Here is a 16648-nt window from a genome sequence, read left to right as displayed (position 1 = left end):
TATTCACCCCACAAACGGAGCCTTTTGTCCGTTTTTCCTTTGCCGGATATCCTCCCTTCCCTGTTCAGAAGTATCCCCAAGGCCGTTTTCGGGCCTTTACAGCCTGTCCCTCGCCACGTCGTAGAAATGCCTCATCTTTGCAGTGTCAGCAGCTGATAAGACAAAATAAACTGAGTTATTAACAAGCTAAAAAATGGAGGATACGATTATGACAATTCGTTATCACAAAATCAAAAGACGTCTGGTTCCTTCGGACGAAAAATCTGAAATGCGGGTATTCCCGGTAGTGACTTACAAGTATGGCAAGGCAGCCGACCTGAAGGAAGTTGCCAAGAAGATTGCCAAGCAGTCCATCTTGGGCGAAGGTGAAGTGTACAACATGCTGAAGTATTTTTGTCCTTCATTGCAGGAAATCCTGCTGGAAGGGCGTCAGGTGAACATCGACGGGTTTGGATATTTCTCGCTGGCCTTGCAGGGACAGGGTGCGGAAAGCGCGGAGAAATTCACGACCAACGACATCACCGGCTTGCGCATCTGCTTCCGCGCCCACAACGACATCCGAATCCACAACGGGGCAACGACCCGCACGGACGGGCTGGACTTCCTGGATGTGGACAAGGTGAACGGAGAGGGAACAACGGGCACGGATGTGACGGAACCCGGCGGCGGGGACGACGGGCAGGATGAAAGCCCGCTGTAACGAAGCTTTGAACGAGTGAAACCGGAGGGGAAAGGTACCGCCCCTTCGGTTTCCTTTAAAACGAAAGATTGTTTTACTTGATAAATACGGAAGAATATGGGAACAAAAGATTTTATCCTTGCAGTCGTTTCTGCCATAGGAGGCATGGAAGCTATCAAATGGGCGGTACACACCTGGATGCACCGCAAGACGGAGAAACGGAAACAGGCCGCCGAAGCCTCGGCTGCCGAAATGGAGAATTACCACAAGCAGGTGGACTGGCTTCAGAACCGCTTGCAGGAATGCTATGTGCAGATGGAACAGCTACACCGGAAACTTCGGGAAAACCAGGTGGAACTGGAGGACTGGATCAGGCGGTTCAATACGCTGGAGGTGGCCTTGCAGGAGGCGGAGAGATGGAGCTGCAACAAGTGGGATGCCCGGCAAGGCAACGGAACGAACTTTTAAAACCGAACAGTCATGAGAAAAATGGATAGCATCATTATTCACTGCTCCGCAACCAGACAGGGGGCGGACTTCGGAGCGGCCGACATCGCACGATGGCACAGGCAGCGGGGATTCCGTGACATCGGATATCATTATGTAATACGGTTGGACGGAACATTGGAGAAAGGGCGGCCGATAGAGCAGGCCGGAGCACACTGCAAAGGCTGGAATGCTGCGAGTATCGGCATCTGCTATATCGGCGGGCTGGATGCCAATGGAAAACCGGCAGACACACGCACGCCTGAACAGAAGGAGGCGCTGAGAAAGCTGGTAAAGGAACTGCAGCGGAAGTATGGCATCTGGCAGGTGATGGGGCATCGGGATACATCGCCCGACCGAAACGGGAATGGAGAGATTGAACCGGAGGAATATGTCAAGGCCTGCCCGTGCTTTGACGTCGGGAAGTGGATGAAAGAAAGTTTGCTGGTGCTGGCGGCTGTCTGCCTGCTCGCTGCGTGCGGAAGCCATAAGTCGGTGAGGCATGAACAAAGCCGGGAGAAGGTGGACAGCTCGGCCGAATATGTATCGGACAGCATGCTGGAAAGGCAGGTGAAAGTGGAATGGAGCGGCCGGAAGCTGGACCGGCTGGAACAGACGGTACTGACTTTCCGGCAAGACAGCCTTACGCGGAAACTGGTGTTGGCGGCGGTGGTACATACCCGAAGCCGGTGCACGGAAGAGCAGGTGAAAACGGAACACAGGCGGGAAGAAGGCCGACAGAAGCAGATGGAACAGCACCGGCTGCAGCAGGAAACCGTTCGGGAAGAGGAAAGGCAGGAAAGCAGGGAACGGCATTCAGTCTGGCTGGAGTGGGGAATAGGGGGGATGGCAGTGCTTTTTCTGCTATTTTTTTGTCGGTTTACACGGAAATAACGTTCTTTGTAGCCGCTATTTAATAAGAAGGAATAATTATGCCTACTCCCGAAATTGCCATCATCGACCCCAACACCCTGAGCAGCCTGGGGCTGGGCGGCCTGCTCGAAGAGCTGATACCCGGCGCCGTCATCCGCACGTTTCCCTCGTTTGCGGCCTTCATGGACGACACGCCCGACATGTATGCCCACTACTTCATCTCGTCGCAGGTGTATCTGGAGCATACGGCGTTCTTTCTGCCGCGGCGTCCCAAGACCATCGTGCTGGCTGCGGGCGAGGGGAACCCGCAACTGGCAGGCGTATTGACGCTGAACATCTGCCAGCCGGAGAAGGAACTGGTGCGGAGCATCGTGCAGCTGCACGGGCACGGCCATCGGCACGGGCATCCCGGGAAGCTGCCCGCACCGGCCGACCTGCCTGCCAACCTGCCTGCGGGGCACGACCTGACGGCACGCGAGATAGAGGTACTGGTGCTGGTGGTCAAGGGACTTATCAACAAGGAGATTGCCGACCGTCTGAACATCAGCCTGACTACCGTCATCAGCCACCGCAAGAACATCACGGAGAAACTGGGCATCAAGTCTGTCTCGGGCCTCACCATCTATGCCGTGATGCACGGCTATGTGGAGGCCGACCAAATCTGACCACTTTCCCCAGCGATTTCCTCATAAGTGAGGATTGCACGTCCCGCAGATTTGCCTTTACTTTGCAGCCGAAACAACTGAAACTGCAATGAAGAAACCTGTTCTGACCCTTCTTGTGCTGCTCGCTGTAGGAGCAACGCAGGTTGCCCGGGGCGAAGAAGCCCCCAAAGACACCGTCAAGGTGGTGGATATTGAAGAAGTGGTGGTAATCGCCACACCCAAGGAAAACAGCCGTCTGCGCCAGCAGCCCCTTTCGGCCACGTCGCTCTCGCAGGCCGACATGCGGGGCAATGCCGTACGTTCGGTCAAGAGCCTGTCGTCGCTGGTGCCCAACCTGTTCATACCCGACTATGGCTCGAAGCTGACGACTTCGGTCTATGTACGCGGCATCGGTTCGCGCATCAACACGCCGGCCGTGGGGCTCTACGTGGACAACATCCCCTTCATCGACAAGTCGGCATTCGACTTCAACTACTCCGACATCGAGCGTATCGACGTGATGCGAGGCCCACAAGGCACGCTCTACGGACGCAACACGATGGGCGGCCTGATACGTGTCTTCACCAAGTCGCCCTTCACCTATCAGGGGACGGACCTCATGCTGAGCGCTGCTACCTACAACAACTACAAGGCCAGCGTGAGCCACTACCACCGCATCAGCCCGAAGTTTGCCTTCTCCACCAACTTCTTCTACGAGCACAAGGGAGGTTTCTTCAAGAACGTGGCGCTGAACAATGAGCGGGTGGATAAGGACGACGAGTTCGGAGGCCGTGTTCGTGCCATCTACCTGCCCAGCGAGAATCTGAAGCTGGACTTCACCCTGAACTATGAATACACCAACCAGGGCGGATATCCTTACGAATATACCGGCGTGACCGAGGGCGAGGAAGACCGCGCCGACTACATCGGCCGCATTGCCTACAACTACAAGAGCGGCTACAAGCGTAACTTGCTGAACGGCGGGCTCAACCTGGAGCATCAGGCCGACAACTTCATCCTGAGCAGCGTGACGGGCTTCCAGTTCCTGGACGACCACATGGACCTGGACCAGGACTTCACGGAGCAGAACATCTACACCATGATGCAGAAGCAGAACTCCAAGACGCTGAGCGAGGAACTGGTACTGAAGTCCAAGCCCGGCCGCCGCTGGCAGTGGACCACGGGAGCCAGTGCCTTCTACCAGTGGCTCGATACTGACGCGCCCGTCACCTTCCACGAAGACGGACTGGCATGGCTCAACGCTATGACCAACGACAACGCCAACAAGTACCTGCCCACCATCTCGCAAGGCCCCATGACGATGCAGTTTGTCTTCAGTGACCTCATCGGCGGCAGCACCTTGCCCATCGCCGGGGCGTTCAAGACGCCTGTGCTGAATACGGCCCTTTTCCACCAGTCTACCTTCAACGACCTCTTCGGTGCCGAAGGCCTGTCGTTCACCGTCGGCCTACGCATGGACTACGAGCGCCTGAAGCTGGACTACAACACGGGATGCAGTTACACCCACACCTACTCGCTGAGCGGCGAACTGAAGCCCATGGGAAAGGTGATCCAGATGGTACCCGAAACGACCTTCGAGCAGAGCCTGTCCTATCGGGGCAGCCTGAAGCACGACTACATCCAGCTGCTGCCCAAGTTCTCTCTGCAATACGACTTCGACCGCCGCAACAACATCTACGCCACCGTCTCCAAAGGCTACCGTTCGGGGGGCTACAACATACAGATGTTCAGCGACCTGCTTCAGGCCGACATGCGCAGCGCCAACATGGGCGATGTGGCACAGGCCACCATCCCCGTCATCGAGGGTGTGCCGATGATTGACGAGGCCACCAAGCAGCAGGTCATCGGCATGCTGAACGGCATGGCGCAGAAGACCGAGACCAACGTACAGGAGGCCACGCTCTACCGCCCCGAGTACTCGTGGAACTACGAGGTGGGCTCGCACCTGACCCTCTGCGACGGCCGCCTGCAGGCCGACCTGGCAGCCTTCTACATGGACACGCGCGACCAGCAGATTTCGCGCTTCGCCGCCAGCGGACTGGGACGCATCACCGTCAACGCCGGAAAGAGTCGCAGTCTGGGTGCCGAAGCCGCCCTGCGTGCCCGCCTGACCGACGCGCTGAGCCTGAGCGGCAGCTACGGATACACCTACGCCACGTTTACCGACTATGTGGTGAGCGACGAGGTGAACTACAACGGCAAGTACGTACCCTTTGTGCCCAAGCACACGTTCAACGTGGGCGGGCAATACGTCTTCGCCATGAAGGCGGGCGCGTGGCTCGACAACATCACCCTCGACGCCCACTACAAGGCTGCCGGACGCATCTACTGGACGGAGGCAAACAATGCCAGCCAGGCCCTCTACGGTACGCTGAACGGACGGTTGAGTTTCAATAAGGGCAACGGGCAGATAGCCTTGTGGGTAGACAATGCGCTGAACAAGCACTATCAGGCCTTCTGGTTCGAGACCATGAGCCGCGGCTTCGCCCAGATGGGCCGCCCCGTGCAGGTGGGCATCGACCTGCGTTGCCGCTTCTGACGGCCTGGCGGGGGGGCCGGATACATAAGCATCTCTCCACCCGATACATTCTTATCTTTCTGCCCGAGACATACGTATCTCTCTGCTTGAGTCATACGTATGTCTCTGTTTGTATCATACGTGTGTCTCTGCTTGTGACATACGTGTGTCACAGCTTATGACATACGTGTGTCATGGCTTGTGACATAGGTGTGTCACAACTTGTGATGTACGTGTGTCGTCGGCTGGTTCGTACGGAAGGGAGAGGCCGGGACTCCCGTCTCTATTCGTTCATGGCTCCGCAGTGGGGGCAGAGGCCCTTGCGCATCAGCTTGCCGCCGCAGCGGCCGCAGCGGTAGCGCGGCGAGTGGAGCGAACGGCCCAGCCTCTTGCCGAAAATCCAGAAGAAGGCGGCCAGAAAGACGTAGCCCACGTAGATGTGCGTGGTCAGGATGAAGAAGAAGTAGCAGAAGATGCAGGAGGAGGCCAGCCCCAGCAGGTAGGACAGGGCGGCGGCGGGTGAGAGCTGGCGGAAGAGGTCGTCGAGCACGGCCAGCAGCACGACGACGAACAGCCACAGCCCCGACAGGAACAGCGAGAGCACGAAGGGTACCTTCAGGGGCGAGAGTGTGGGGTTGTAGTAGTAGTGCTCCCACGTGTCGGGCGCAAAGACCTGTATCGACTCGTAGACGGTGGCGCAGCAGGCCATCAGCAGGCACAGGGCCAGCGGATAGAGGCTGTCGATGTCGTTGAAGTAGACCAGCCGCAGCTGCTTGCGCAGGAAGGCTCTGGCCAGCCACACGGTTACGAAGACGGCAAAAATCACGATGAAATAGGAGGCGTGCGTGTCGCTGAACACGTAGATGGCCTGCGAGATGCTGTCTGAGGGCACGAAGGCACGCTTCAGGTCGGCCTCGCGCAGCCATCCCTGCACTTCCTGCGAGTGGGCCAGCTTGACCCACACGGAGTCGGTCGAGTCGGCCGGATGGATGGCAAATTCGGCCACCACCACGCGGTCTCCCTTGTGGAGCACGCAGTAGGCGCCCTTTACTGGAAGCATTTCCAGCGCCACGGAGTCGGCCCGCACCTCGAGGTTGGTGTCCCACGTGTAGTGGCGTTCGTGCAGATAGGCCAGCGAGTCGCGCATCCGTTGCGTCAGTCGCTCGTCCTCCAGGTTGGGGCGGGGATAGTGGCAGGCAGAAAGGAGCAGGACGAGCAGTGTGCACAGGACTGCGTACCATGCCGGCTGTGGGGCGGAGGGCGTCTGCCTCCGGCTGTTCGGCTGCTGCTGGTCGCTATTGAGTTTTCCTCGTCGGTTCATGCTCCTGTATATTAGATGTTTTATTTTCCGCAGTCATAGATTTTCATCTGGCAGTTCTTGCAGTCGAACTCCAGACGGAAGCGCCGTCCGTCTGCGCTTGCCAGCGAGTAGGGCTCGCGATAGGGCGAGCGGCCTTTCTGGTGGACGGGGCACCATCCCAGGCTGTAGCGCAGGCAGTGGCGGCATAACATCAGTACCGCGCCGTCTGCGGGCTGCTTCTCGTAGGCGGGCGCCACGGCTTTCACGCCATGGTCCAGGTAGAAGCGGCGTGCTTCGCCGTTCATCACGTTGCCCAGATAGGTAAGCGTGGTGGCGGGGTAGGCATGGCGGGTGGGTTTCCATACGGCCGGTTCGCGGCGGTAGTTCATGCGGCGTGCGGCGGTCAGCCGTTCTACCGTCTGCCTGCGCCATTCGGTGATGACGGACGCGGGGATGAACCATTCTTCCGTCAGCCTGATGTCGGCCGGTTCCGTCAGTTCGTAGGGGGTGCCGCCCAGTTTGGCCAGCTGCGTGCGCAGGTTCTCGATTTGGGGTGTGCGTGCCCGCTCCTTGGCGTGGGCGAAGGTCAGTGTCACCCGGTTGTCGTCCTCGTCTTCTGCCGTCAGCGAGAAGCCGAAGCGGTTTTCTTCCAGCTTCATGCGGATACCTATCTTCCGTTCGGCCGACTTGCGTGCCAGTATCCGTTCGAATTCCTGGTCCTGGTTGCGGAAGAGGGGAGTGCGCGGGCGGATGCGCGGCACGTTGCCTGCGGGGAAGAGCTTGTTGCCCTCCACGCGGTTGATGCGGAAACCTTGCAGGCGTCCCTGTTCGTCGAGGTAACACACGCCGTCGCCGTTGTGAAAGGGCTTTACGCCTGCTACGCTCACCCATCCACCGCGTTGTTCTTTCAGCGTACCCATGGTCTCGCCCAGCGATTTGGGCGTGTCGAACGAGGTGATGTCTTCGCCTCGTCCTTCCAGAAAGTAATGGGTGAATCCGCGGCTGAAGCTTTTCTCCGGCTGGGGTTGGAAATCGAAACGGCACGTTCCCGATGAGGCGCGGGCGTATTCCTGTCTGCGTTTCAATATGGCGTCCAGGCGCTGGCGGTAGGCTGCCGTAACGTTCTTTACGTATGCTGCGTCCTTGAGCCTGCCTTCTATTTTCAGTGATGTAACTCCTGAGTCCAGCAGCTGCTCCAGCATGTCCAGGCGGTTCATGTCTTTCAGCGAGAGCAGGTACTTGTCTTTGACCACGACCCGCCCGTCGGCATCCACCAGTGAGAAGGGCAGGCGGCAGAACTGGGCACACTCTCCGCGGTTGGCGCTACGTCCGAAACATGCCTGGCTGGCATAGCACTGCCCGCTATAGCTTACGCACAAGGCTCCGTGTACAAACACTTCGAGCGGAGTGTCGGGACAGGCTTTGTGAATGGCCGCTATCTCGTTCAACGAAAGCTCGCGTGCCAGTACAACCTGTCGGAATCCGGCTTCTGTGAGGAAGCGCACTTTCTCGGCCGTGCGGTTGTCCATCTGCGTGCTGGCGTGGAGTGGTATGGGGGGGAGGTTCAGTTGTGTCAGGCCCATGTCCTGTACGATGAGTGCATCTACGCCTCTGCGGTATAGTTCCCAAATCATAGCCTCCGTTTCCTTCAGCTCCTCGTCCTTCAGGATGGTGTTTACCGTTACGTAGATGCGTACTCCATAGAGATGGGCATAGTCTGTCAGCCGGCCGATGTCGTCCATCGAGTTGGTGGCTGCGGCTCTTGCTCCGAATTTGGGCGCGCCGATGTATACTGCGTCTGCGCCGTGGTTCACCGCTTCGATTCCGCACTCCAGGTTTCTGGCTGGAGCCAGTAATTCTATTTTTCTCTGTACTTTCATCATTCAATCTCGTTGATGTTATACGGGGTCTCTTGATATACGAAGTAGTTCAGCCAGTTGGTAAAGAGCAGGTTGGCATGCCCTCTCCAGCGTACCAGTACCCCTTTGTCGGGATTGTTGTCTATATAGTAATTTTTCGGCATGTCGATGGGCAGCCCTTTGCCCAGGTCGCGACGATACTCTGTATCCAGTGTCAGGGGAGAGTATTCCGAATGACCGGTTACGAAAAATTCACGTCCTCCGCGTGCCATGGCCATGTATACTCCCGCTTCGTCCGACTCCGAAAGCAGAGTCAGTTCCTTCACTTTCAGGATATCTTCACGGCGCACTTCCGTATGCCGGCTGTGGGGAACGTAGAATACATCGTCGAATCCACGGAAAATGGGATGCAAGGGTTGCAGGGTGCGGTGTTCGAAGATGCCGAACATCTTTTTGTCCAGTGAATACTTCGGTACGCCATAGTGGTGGTATAGTCCCGCTTGTGCAGCCCAGCAGATATATAGGGTAGAAGTGATGTGCGTACGTGCCCAATCGAAGATTTCTGTAATCTCACCCCAATAGCTTACTTCCTCGAACTCCATCTGTTCTACGGGTGCCCCTGTGATGATCATGCCGTCGTATTTCTCATTTCTCATCTGTTCGAAGTCCGTATAGAATGCCTTCATGTGTTCGATAGGTGTATTCTTGGGTGTATGGCTTTTTATCTTCATGAAGGAGATTTCTATCTGTAACGGTGTGTTCGACAACAGTCTGACAAGATCTGTTTCCGTAGTAATTTTCAGTGGCATCAGGTTGAGAATCACAATTCTCAAGGGGCGAATGTCCTGTTTGGTAGCTCGTGAGTTGTCTATGACAAATATGTTTTCCCGCTTCAGCAGTTCGATGGCAGGCAACTTGTCTGGTAGATTGAGTGGCATGGTTGTTTTGGTATTTATAGTTTGATGGCTCAAAGGTAGGGAAAAACGAAAGAAGCACAAAGTAAAAATATAGTTTTTGATTTTAGCTATAGCTTAGAAGCTGTTGGAGTTAATTTTAGAAAAAATAAGAGCGTTTTTATTTTGTAGTTAAAATATTTTTGACTATTTTTGGCGAAGTGATTATTAAAAACAAAACAAACTTATAAAACAATCTAATCGCTATGAGATATCCATCAGCTATTATTTTGCTATTGTGTATCATGTCATTGAACATGTCTTGTGTGAACGAAACTGAGTCTTTAAATGTTCAGCCGGGAAATATTCCGATTACTTTTACTGGTATTCTTGAAAAGACTGCTACTAAAGTAAATGCAACATCTTTCGAAACGGGCGATGAAATCGGCTTGTACGCAATGTTGACACCGGGAACTGTAGACGGTGAAAGGTATATTGACAACTTGCGTCTGACGTGTAATGGCGGGGATCGTTTTATACCTGAGAAAACAGTGTTTTATCCCGATGGAGGTGCCGCATTGGATTTTGTGTGCTACCATCCCTATCAGGAAGTTGGAGCAGAAGACGGATATGCTTCATTGAAAGTGTCTGTGCAGAATGATCAGAGTACAAAGGAAGGCTTATCAAAAAGTGATTTTCTGTTGGCCAAGAAACAAGGAGTAATAAGCAGTGAAGAAACTGTGGAGCTGAACTTTGAACATAAGTTTGCCAAACTACAAATAGCTCTTGTGCCTGGTGAAGGTGAAGCGGTTGAAGATCTTTTGGCTGATAATCCGGAAGTGATTGTATCGGGAGTATGTACACAGGCTGACTATAATCTGACAGACGGAAGTATCTCGGATTTGAAAGGAGTATCGGATGTCGTACCTAATGGTATATGGAACAGTACAGGAGAAAAACTGACTGGTAAAGAGTTGATTATCGTTCCGCAGAAGTTGGGCACTGAAGGGCAGTGCATCGTATTGGACTGGAACGGGCGGATGTATACTTGCAGTATGCCGGAGCTTACAATGGAGGCTGGTACCCAATGCGAAATTGTTGTGACTGTTACGCAAAGTGGAAATTCAACATTGACAGGTATGGCAGGAACGATAACCGATTGGACAGTAGCTGAAGGAGGTACGACAGACAATACAGCTGATAATTTGGCTATCCATACAGCTGTCTTTTCTTTTAAGACGTCCGATGTATATCGGGTATATCATGAAGGAAATCCGGTGGTGGATGTTTGTCGGGAATATCTTAAATCGGAAACGTTGACATCCAGAGCGATTGTCGCTTACCCAGTAGTGTCGGACACTGAATTGCCTGATTTGACCAAGGGAACGGTACTTAAATTATTGGATACGGATAAGGCTATTTGTGGAGGAACACTTCGATGGGATGTGGAAGGGAACAGTTTTACGTATGAAGAAGGAGATATGGCAATTGTAGACAAAATGTATGTCAAGTCGGATGGAACGACCGATTTGATGTCGGCTGAAGGCGCTGTAAATTGTGACATTATAGCTTTTGTTATACGGGATATGCGTGAAAAAAATACGCAGGTCTATCCTGTCGTAAAAATCGGTACCCAATATTGGATGAAGGAAGACTTGCGGGCTACTTGTTACCGTAATGGAAAACCACTTGAACAAAAAGTGAATTTGGGTGAAGGTAGCGGTTATTTCAAACCTGATGGAATGGAATATTACTATTATAATGGTGAAGGTGTATTGGCCGATGAATTGAGTCCTCGTGGTTGGAGTATCCCTACAGAGAAGGATTGGGAACAGTTGAAGAATTATGTAGGTAATGATGCTTCGTTGTTGAAAATGGGTGAATGGGCTCTTTCTACAGGGGAAATGGGTGATGTTCAGCCGGCCACAAACTTGACAGGGTTCAGTGTCTGTCCTTACGGAACTTGGTTAAACGGTAAACATAATAATCATGGGAATTTGAATGGATATTGGAGTATGGCAAATGAGGGGCATGCTATTGCGGAGAAGATAATATTCTTTACTGGTGGATCCAATGAATTTTATATGTCTTCATCGTTGGTAAACGGACAAGATTATTATAAAGCATTATCTATCCGTTGTATTAAGAAATAATCTATAATAATGAATGTTATGAGGTTTGCTATGAGACATGTGAAGAACGGGTGGGTTGGATGGCTGGCGGTTCAATTACTGTTTGTATCTTGTGTGAATCATATAGCTGACGATGTACTGGTCGGAACTGTACCTATTACATTTACTGTAAAGTTGCAAAAGAGCGGTACCAAGATAACTGGCAATGCTTTTGATGGTGGCGACGAAACGGGGCTTTTTGCAACAATCGGTACAGGAAATATTACTGGGCAACGTTATATAGACAATTTAAGATTGGTGTGTGACGGAACCGATGCTTTGATACCCGAACGGGAAATATTTTATCCGGAAGGTGAAAGTACACTCGGCATGATTTGCTATTATCCTTATCAGAAAACGGGGCTTGAAGCTGGTAGTAGTAAAATGACGGTTGGAGTACAGACCGATCAAAGCACAAAGAATGGTTTCTCTTATTCGGATTTCTTGGTAGCGGAAACTCCTCAAGTAACCAGTAGCCCTGACCCTGTTGAACTTAAATTTCAACATAAGTTCTGCAAAATAAAGTTGATTTTGGTGCCATCGGAAGGGGAAACAGCAGATGATTTGTTGGAAGCAGATCCGAGGATTATTGCCAGTGGATTTTATACAGAGGCTGAGTATGATTTTTTGACAGATACTTTTAGTCAGTTGGCTACCTCTGCTGATATTATACCTTATGGCGAATGGCAGGTAGAAGACAAGCAGCTGACGGGTAAGGAATTCATTGTTATTCCACAAGGGAAGGTTGATGGACAGCAGATGCTTACGATGGAGTGGAATGGCAAAATATATGTTTGCCCTATGCCAGAGGTCGATATGAAGAGTGATGCTATCTGTGAAATCAGTATTAATGCCTTTCAGTCGACAAGCCATACCTTAAGTGGGGCAGTAAGTAGTATCAAGGAATGGGGAATGGTTGAAAAAGGGGAGAGTGATACCCAGGTGAGTCTTTCTTCGGTAAAAACGGCCGCTCTCTCCTTCGGCCCATCGAAGGTATATCGGGTTTACCTGAATAGCACTCCCGTAGCTGAGGTTTGTAAAGAGTTCTTGTTCTCAGAAGAGTATGGGCTGGATACTCAGGCTATTGTAGTTTATCCGGTTCGTGGAGAACAAGCCGACTTGACAAAGGGAACTGTACTTCAATTGCTTGATACGGGCGAATCTGTGCATGGAGGTAGCATCCAATGGCAAGTGGATGACAATATCTTTGGGTACAAGGCAGGTACAAGGCAGCCGATTAAAGAATTTTATATTGATAGTAGTGGAAACATTTGTTTGGATAAGCCGGAGGATGTCGCGAATATCAATGTCAGCTGTTATACCTTGAGGGATATACGAGGAGGAGAGCTTCAGACTTATCCGATAGTAAAAGTGGGTGGACAGTATTGGATGGGTGAAGATTTACGGGCCACTCGGTATTCGAAATCAGACGTCTCTTTAGCATTGATTGCACAATTGGGATATGCTGGATATCTGAAAAACAAAAACTGCTATTTTTATACAGGTGAAGCTTTGTTGGCAGGTGAACTGGCACCTTATGGCTGGAGAATACCTACGAGACAGGATTGGGACAGGCTGGTCAATTATGTGGGTCAGGATGTCTCGCGGCTGAAAGCGGGCACATGGAAGGGATTCACTGATTCGGATACAGTTTCTCCGGTTACGAATGATACGGGGTTGGGTATCTTGCCTAATGGATTGTATATATTCAATGGAGAGGGGAATACGGCTCATTATAATTGGCAGACGACTGCTGCTTATTGGATAGGCGGTGATGAACCTTGCACGTTGACCGAAGAATCCATTATGCTGAAGGGAAATTCAAATGAGGTAGGTTTTGGAGGCAATCATCCCAAGGGGGAAGAGTGTTATGCCGGATTGGCAATACGGTGTATCAAGAAGTGAAAATGGATGCTATCAGGTTGGAACAATGCAAATAAAAAGGGATGTGTCTTTGTGGCACATCCCTTTATTTTTCCTGAAAGATTGTATTTATGCTCCCGGATGAATAGCCTCAGAAGGACAAACATCTGCGCAAGTACCACATTCTGTGCAAGCTTCAGGGTCGATAGAATACTTGTCACCTTCAGAGATAGCGCCTACCGGACACTCGTCGATGCAAGTGCCGCAAGCAATACAATCGTCACTAATTACGTAAGCCATTTTCGTTAATTTTTAAGTTATTATTAGTACTAATTACAAAGGACAAAAGTAATGCTTTTCCAAATTGGTTGTTGCCTCTGTCTGTCCTTTTTAACTTAATTTGTTCTCTTTCTAAATAAGGATGTCGTGCAATGTGTTGAAAATTAGTATAGTTCAAGTCCTAATTCTTCTTTCAGCTTTAATAGCGCATTGTTTTTCTGTGCCATCATTTGGAACTTTTCCACACGTCCGTAGGCACGAGTCTTCTCACTGGGAGCACTGATACGGACTGTCATCATTACTTTTCTGTTTTTCAGCCGTGTACGAAGATAGTTTTGTATGGAAGGTATCAGGGTTGTGAATTCTTTTGAAATGATTTCATTGTCGACTGTCACTTCGAAAGTTGTGTCGTTCAGCAGGGTGGGGTGCATGTTGTGCATGCGTTTGGCAATGGCCACTTGTTCTACAGGCAGCTGGCCGGCATATTCCTGCCAATAGTAATTGACGTCGCGTTCATTGAAGATGTAATCTTCTTCAGGTTGTTGGGGAGCGGCTGCTTCTGTCGCAGGAGCGGCAGACGTCTGCGTACTTGGAGAAGTTGGGGTTTGCGGGTGTTGCTTAATGGATACACCAAGTCCTCCCATTCTCATGACGGGGATCTTCTTTTCTTCCTTTTCTTTGGCCAGCAGACTGGCGGCGGTAGGGGAAGGCGTCTGTTGGTTCGGAGTCTGCTGAGGTATAGTTGGCTGAGGCTGTGCGGACACTTTTGCAGGAGTGACGCTTGACTGAGCCGGTTGTTCCTGTGGCGCAGGTACCGGTTGTTGGTTGAATACGGGTTTTATTACTTGCTTAGGGCTACGCCCTCCACTGATGGCATCTTCCTCGCCCGATGTGATTTGCGCCAGCTGTATCAGTGTCAGTTCTACCAGCAGACGTTTGTTTTTACTGGCCCGATAGTTCAGGTCGCAGTCGTTGCATAGTTTCATGGCTCGGTACAGGAAGGGGAGGGGGCACTTCTGCGCTTGCGTCTGATAACGTTCGCGGATACAGGCTCCTACTTGAAGCAGAGGCAGGGTCGAAGCATCCTTGCTGACGAGCAGGTCGCGCAGATGTGATGACAGGCCTGTAATGAAATGGTTCCCGTCGAATCCTTTGCCCAAGACTTCGTTGAATAACAGCAGGGCGTCAGGCACCTTGTTTTCCAAAAAGAGATCAGTCAGGCGGAAATAGTATTCATAATCAAGAACGTTCAGATTGTCGATGGCATTCTGGTAAGTGATGTTTCCACCTGTGAAGCTGACTACCTGGTCGAAAATGGAGAGGGCATCGCGCATGCCGCCGTCGGCTTTCATGGCAATGACGTTCAGCGCCTCAGGCTCGGCCGTCACTCCCTCCTTGGAGGCCACATAGGCCAGATGGGCTACCGTGTCTTCTACACTGATGCGGTTGAAGTCATAAATCTGGCATCTCGACAGGATGGTGGGCAGAATCTTGTGCTTCTCCGTAGTGGCAAGGATGAAGATGGCATGGCGCGGCGGCTCTTCAAGTGTCTTCAGGAAGGCGTTGAAGGCCGATGTGGAGAGCATGTGCACCTCGTCTATGATATAAACTTTGTATTTTCCTATCTGAGGCGGGATGCGTACTTGCTCGACCAGCTGTCGGATATCGTCTACCGAGTTGTTTGAAGCGGCATCCAGTTCATGTATGTTGTACGAACGCTGTTCGTTGAAAGCCTTGCACGATTCACACTCGTTACAGGCTTCGCCGTCGGCCGTGGGGCTCAGGCAGTTGATGGTTTTGGCAAAGATGCGGGCGCAGGTCGTCTTGCCCACACCTCGAGGGCCGCAAAACAGATAGGCATGTGCCAGTTTGCCCGTAGCAATGGCATTCTTCAAAGTGGTGGTCAGGGCGCGTTGGCCTACGACCGAGTCAAACGTTGTCGGGCGATATTTCCGTGCCGATACGATATAGTTTTCCATATATGCTGGATGTTCTTGTCACTTACATAATAGCGCAAAGATAGTGAAAGGTAAGCGTAGAACAAAATATTGAAACTTGTTTCAGATGTTTTTTCTACCGAACCGCATCCTATCTTATTAAAAGATAGTGAAAGGTAAGCGTAGAACAAAATATCGAAACCGGTTTCGATGATTTTTCAGTTATTCATCTTATCTTTGTGGCATAAAGCAGTGAACTGAATCATATAACGAATATCATTGAGAAATGGGCAGATTGGTATCTTTTTGGCTCTTTGTCCGGAAGCATAAATACTTGATTACGGTCGGAGTTTTTGCCGTAATCATTGTTTTTCTGGATGAAAACAGCATTATCCGACGGATGAAATATGTCCACGAGGAGCAGGTGCTTCGTAGCGAAATCGAGAAGTATCGGAATGAATACGAGCAGAGTACGGAGCGTTTGGGCGAGTTGGCTGTCGATTCGGGTGCCATCGAACGTGTGGCTCGCGAAAGGTATCTGATGAAGAAACCCAATGAGGATATTTTTGTTTTTGACGAGTAAAAGGAGAAACTATGAAACAATTGATGCAGGCTTTTCTGGTAGTGGGAGCCGTGATGGTGCTTACGGGTGCGGCTGTGTATGTTACAGGTTGGGCGTTGTCGCCTTATGTCTATACCATTGGGGCGGGGTTGTTTGCTTTGGCGCAGATCAATACGCCCACGCGAGTGCAGAATATGGCCATCCGGCGTTTGCGTCGTCAGCAGATATTTGGTGCGCTTATTTTGGTACTTACGGGTGCCTTTATGTTTTTTACGCATGGCAATGAATGGATTGTCAGCCTGACTATTGCGGCTATTCTCGAACTTTATACTTCTATTCGCATACCTCAGGAAGAAGAAAAGGAGCTGAAGGGGTGACTTGTAAGTGGAGCTTTTTGCTCCATTTTAGCCTTTCCACATTCTCTTGTCAGCTTGTGCACATCCTGTCCTCCTCCTGTGCACATCCTTCCTTTGCCTTGTGCACATCCTTTTTTCCGTCCGTAAATCATCGTTTTCCCTTCCTTAAATCATCGTTTTCCTTTCGCGCGCGCCCGCAAAATATAT

Annotated in this window: 14 protein-coding genes; 9 read left to right on the top strand and 5 right to left on the bottom strand. The window is 51.5% G+C overall.

What is annotated here, in order from left to right:
* The first annotated feature begins 208 nt into the window (after nucleotides 1-208).
* The 5 genes from RDO88_RS10335 (at nucleotide 209) to RDO88_RS10315 (ending at nucleotide 5242) form a co-directional block, all read left to right on the top strand.
* Complete coding sequence (locus tag RDO88_RS10335) at nucleotides 209-700, top strand: HU family DNA-binding protein (RefSeq protein WP_307759294.1); 492 nt, start codon at nucleotides 209-211, stop codon at nucleotides 698-700.
* A gap of 96 nt (nucleotides 701-796) precedes the next feature.
* Nucleotides 797-1147 carry a hypothetical protein gene (locus RDO88_RS10330; RefSeq protein ID WP_307759293.1) on the top strand — a complete coding sequence of 117 codons (351 nt, stop codon included), beginning with the start codon at nucleotides 797-799 and terminating at the stop codon, nucleotides 1145-1147.
* Between the two features lie 12 nt (nucleotides 1148-1159).
* On the top strand, nucleotides 1160-2059 hold the full coding sequence (locus tag RDO88_RS10325; protein ID WP_307759292.1) for an N-acetylmuramoyl-L-alanine amidase: 900 nt from the start codon (nucleotides 1160-1162) through the stop codon (nucleotides 2057-2059).
* Nucleotides 2060-2097: 38 nt separating this feature from the next.
* Nucleotides 2098-2703 (top strand): LuxR C-terminal-related transcriptional regulator, encoded by a 606-nt coding sequence (locus RDO88_RS10320; RefSeq protein WP_307759291.1) that lies wholly within the window; start codon nucleotides 2098-2100, stop codon nucleotides 2701-2703.
* Nucleotides 2704-2791: 88 nt separating this feature from the next.
* Nucleotides 2792-5242, top strand: a complete 2451-nt coding sequence (locus RDO88_RS10315; protein ID WP_307759290.1) for a TonB-dependent receptor domain-containing protein — start codon at nucleotides 2792-2794, stop codon at nucleotides 5240-5242.
* Between the two features lie 262 nt (nucleotides 5243-5504).
* Here the strand turns inward: RDO88_RS10315 and RDO88_RS10310 are convergent, their stop codons facing one another.
* The 3 genes from RDO88_RS10310 to metA are packed head-to-tail and all read right to left on the bottom strand — an operon-like array spanning nucleotide 5505 to nucleotide 9318.
* Entirely contained in the window at nucleotides 5505-6542 is a 1038-nt protein-coding gene (locus RDO88_RS10310; RefSeq protein WP_307759289.1) for a hypothetical protein, read from the bottom strand.
* A gap of 20 nt (nucleotides 6543-6562) precedes the next feature.
* On the bottom strand, nucleotides 6563-8401 hold the full coding sequence (locus RDO88_RS10305) for a DUF3656 domain-containing protein (protein ID WP_307759288.1): 1839 nt from the start codon (nucleotides 8399-8401) through the stop codon (nucleotides 6563-6565).
* On the bottom strand, nucleotides 8401-9318 hold the full coding sequence (gene metA, locus RDO88_RS10300; RefSeq protein ID WP_307759287.1) for a homoserine O-succinyltransferase: 918 nt from the start codon (nucleotides 9316-9318) through the stop codon (nucleotides 8401-8403). Before metA ends, RDO88_RS10305 begins: the two co-directional genes overlap by 1 nt.
* Before the next feature lie 281 nt (nucleotides 9319-9599).
* Between metA and RDO88_RS10295 the strand changes: the two genes are divergently transcribed.
* On the top strand, nucleotides 9600-11426 hold the full coding sequence (locus RDO88_RS10295) for a fimbrillin family protein (protein WP_307759286.1): 1827 nt from the start codon (nucleotides 9600-9602) through the stop codon (nucleotides 11424-11426).
* A 30-nt stretch (nucleotides 11427-11456) separates the two neighbouring features.
* Nucleotides 11457-13349: a fimbrillin family protein gene (locus tag RDO88_RS10290; protein WP_307759285.1), complete on the top strand. Its 1893-nt coding sequence runs from the start codon at nucleotides 11457-11459 to the stop codon at nucleotides 13347-13349.
* An 87-nt stretch (nucleotides 13350-13436) separates the two neighbouring features.
* On the opposite strand, the gene RDO88_RS10285 is transcribed toward RDO88_RS10290, so the two are convergent.
* The gene (locus RDO88_RS10285) at nucleotides 13437-13607 is read right to left on the bottom strand and encodes a DUF362 domain-containing protein (protein ID WP_021846942.1); all 171 of its coding nucleotides are present in this window, start codon (nucleotides 13605-13607) and stop codon (nucleotides 13437-13439) included.
* A 143-nt stretch (nucleotides 13608-13750) separates the two neighbouring features.
* Nucleotides 13751-15565 carry a DNA polymerase III subunit gamma/tau gene (locus RDO88_RS10280; protein WP_307759284.1) on the bottom strand — a complete coding sequence of 605 codons (1815 nt, stop codon included), beginning with the start codon at nucleotides 15563-15565 and terminating at the stop codon, nucleotides 13751-13753.
* A 244-nt stretch (nucleotides 15566-15809) separates the two neighbouring features.
* On the opposite strand from RDO88_RS10280, the gene RDO88_RS10275 reads away from it, so the two are divergent.
* Both RDO88_RS10275 and RDO88_RS10270 read left to right on the top strand, forming a co-directional pair.
* Nucleotides 15810-16106: a septum formation initiator family protein gene (locus RDO88_RS10275; protein ID WP_307759283.1), complete on the top strand. Its 297-nt coding sequence runs from the start codon at nucleotides 15810-15812 to the stop codon at nucleotides 16104-16106.
* 11 nt (nucleotides 16107-16117) lie between these two features.
* The gene (locus tag RDO88_RS10270) at nucleotides 16118-16462 is read left to right on the top strand and encodes a hypothetical protein (protein ID WP_307759282.1); all 345 of its coding nucleotides are present in this window, start codon (nucleotides 16118-16120) and stop codon (nucleotides 16460-16462) included.
* Nucleotides 16463-16648 lie beyond the last annotated feature (186 nt).

Origin of the sequence: uncultured Mediterranea sp., assembly GCF_902493215.1 — a bacterium.
In the GTDB taxonomy this organism is placed as follows: domain Bacteria; phylum Bacteroidota; class Bacteroidia; order Bacteroidales; family Bacteroidaceae; genus Bacteroides.
This window is presented reverse-complemented; position numbering and strand designations above follow the sequence as displayed.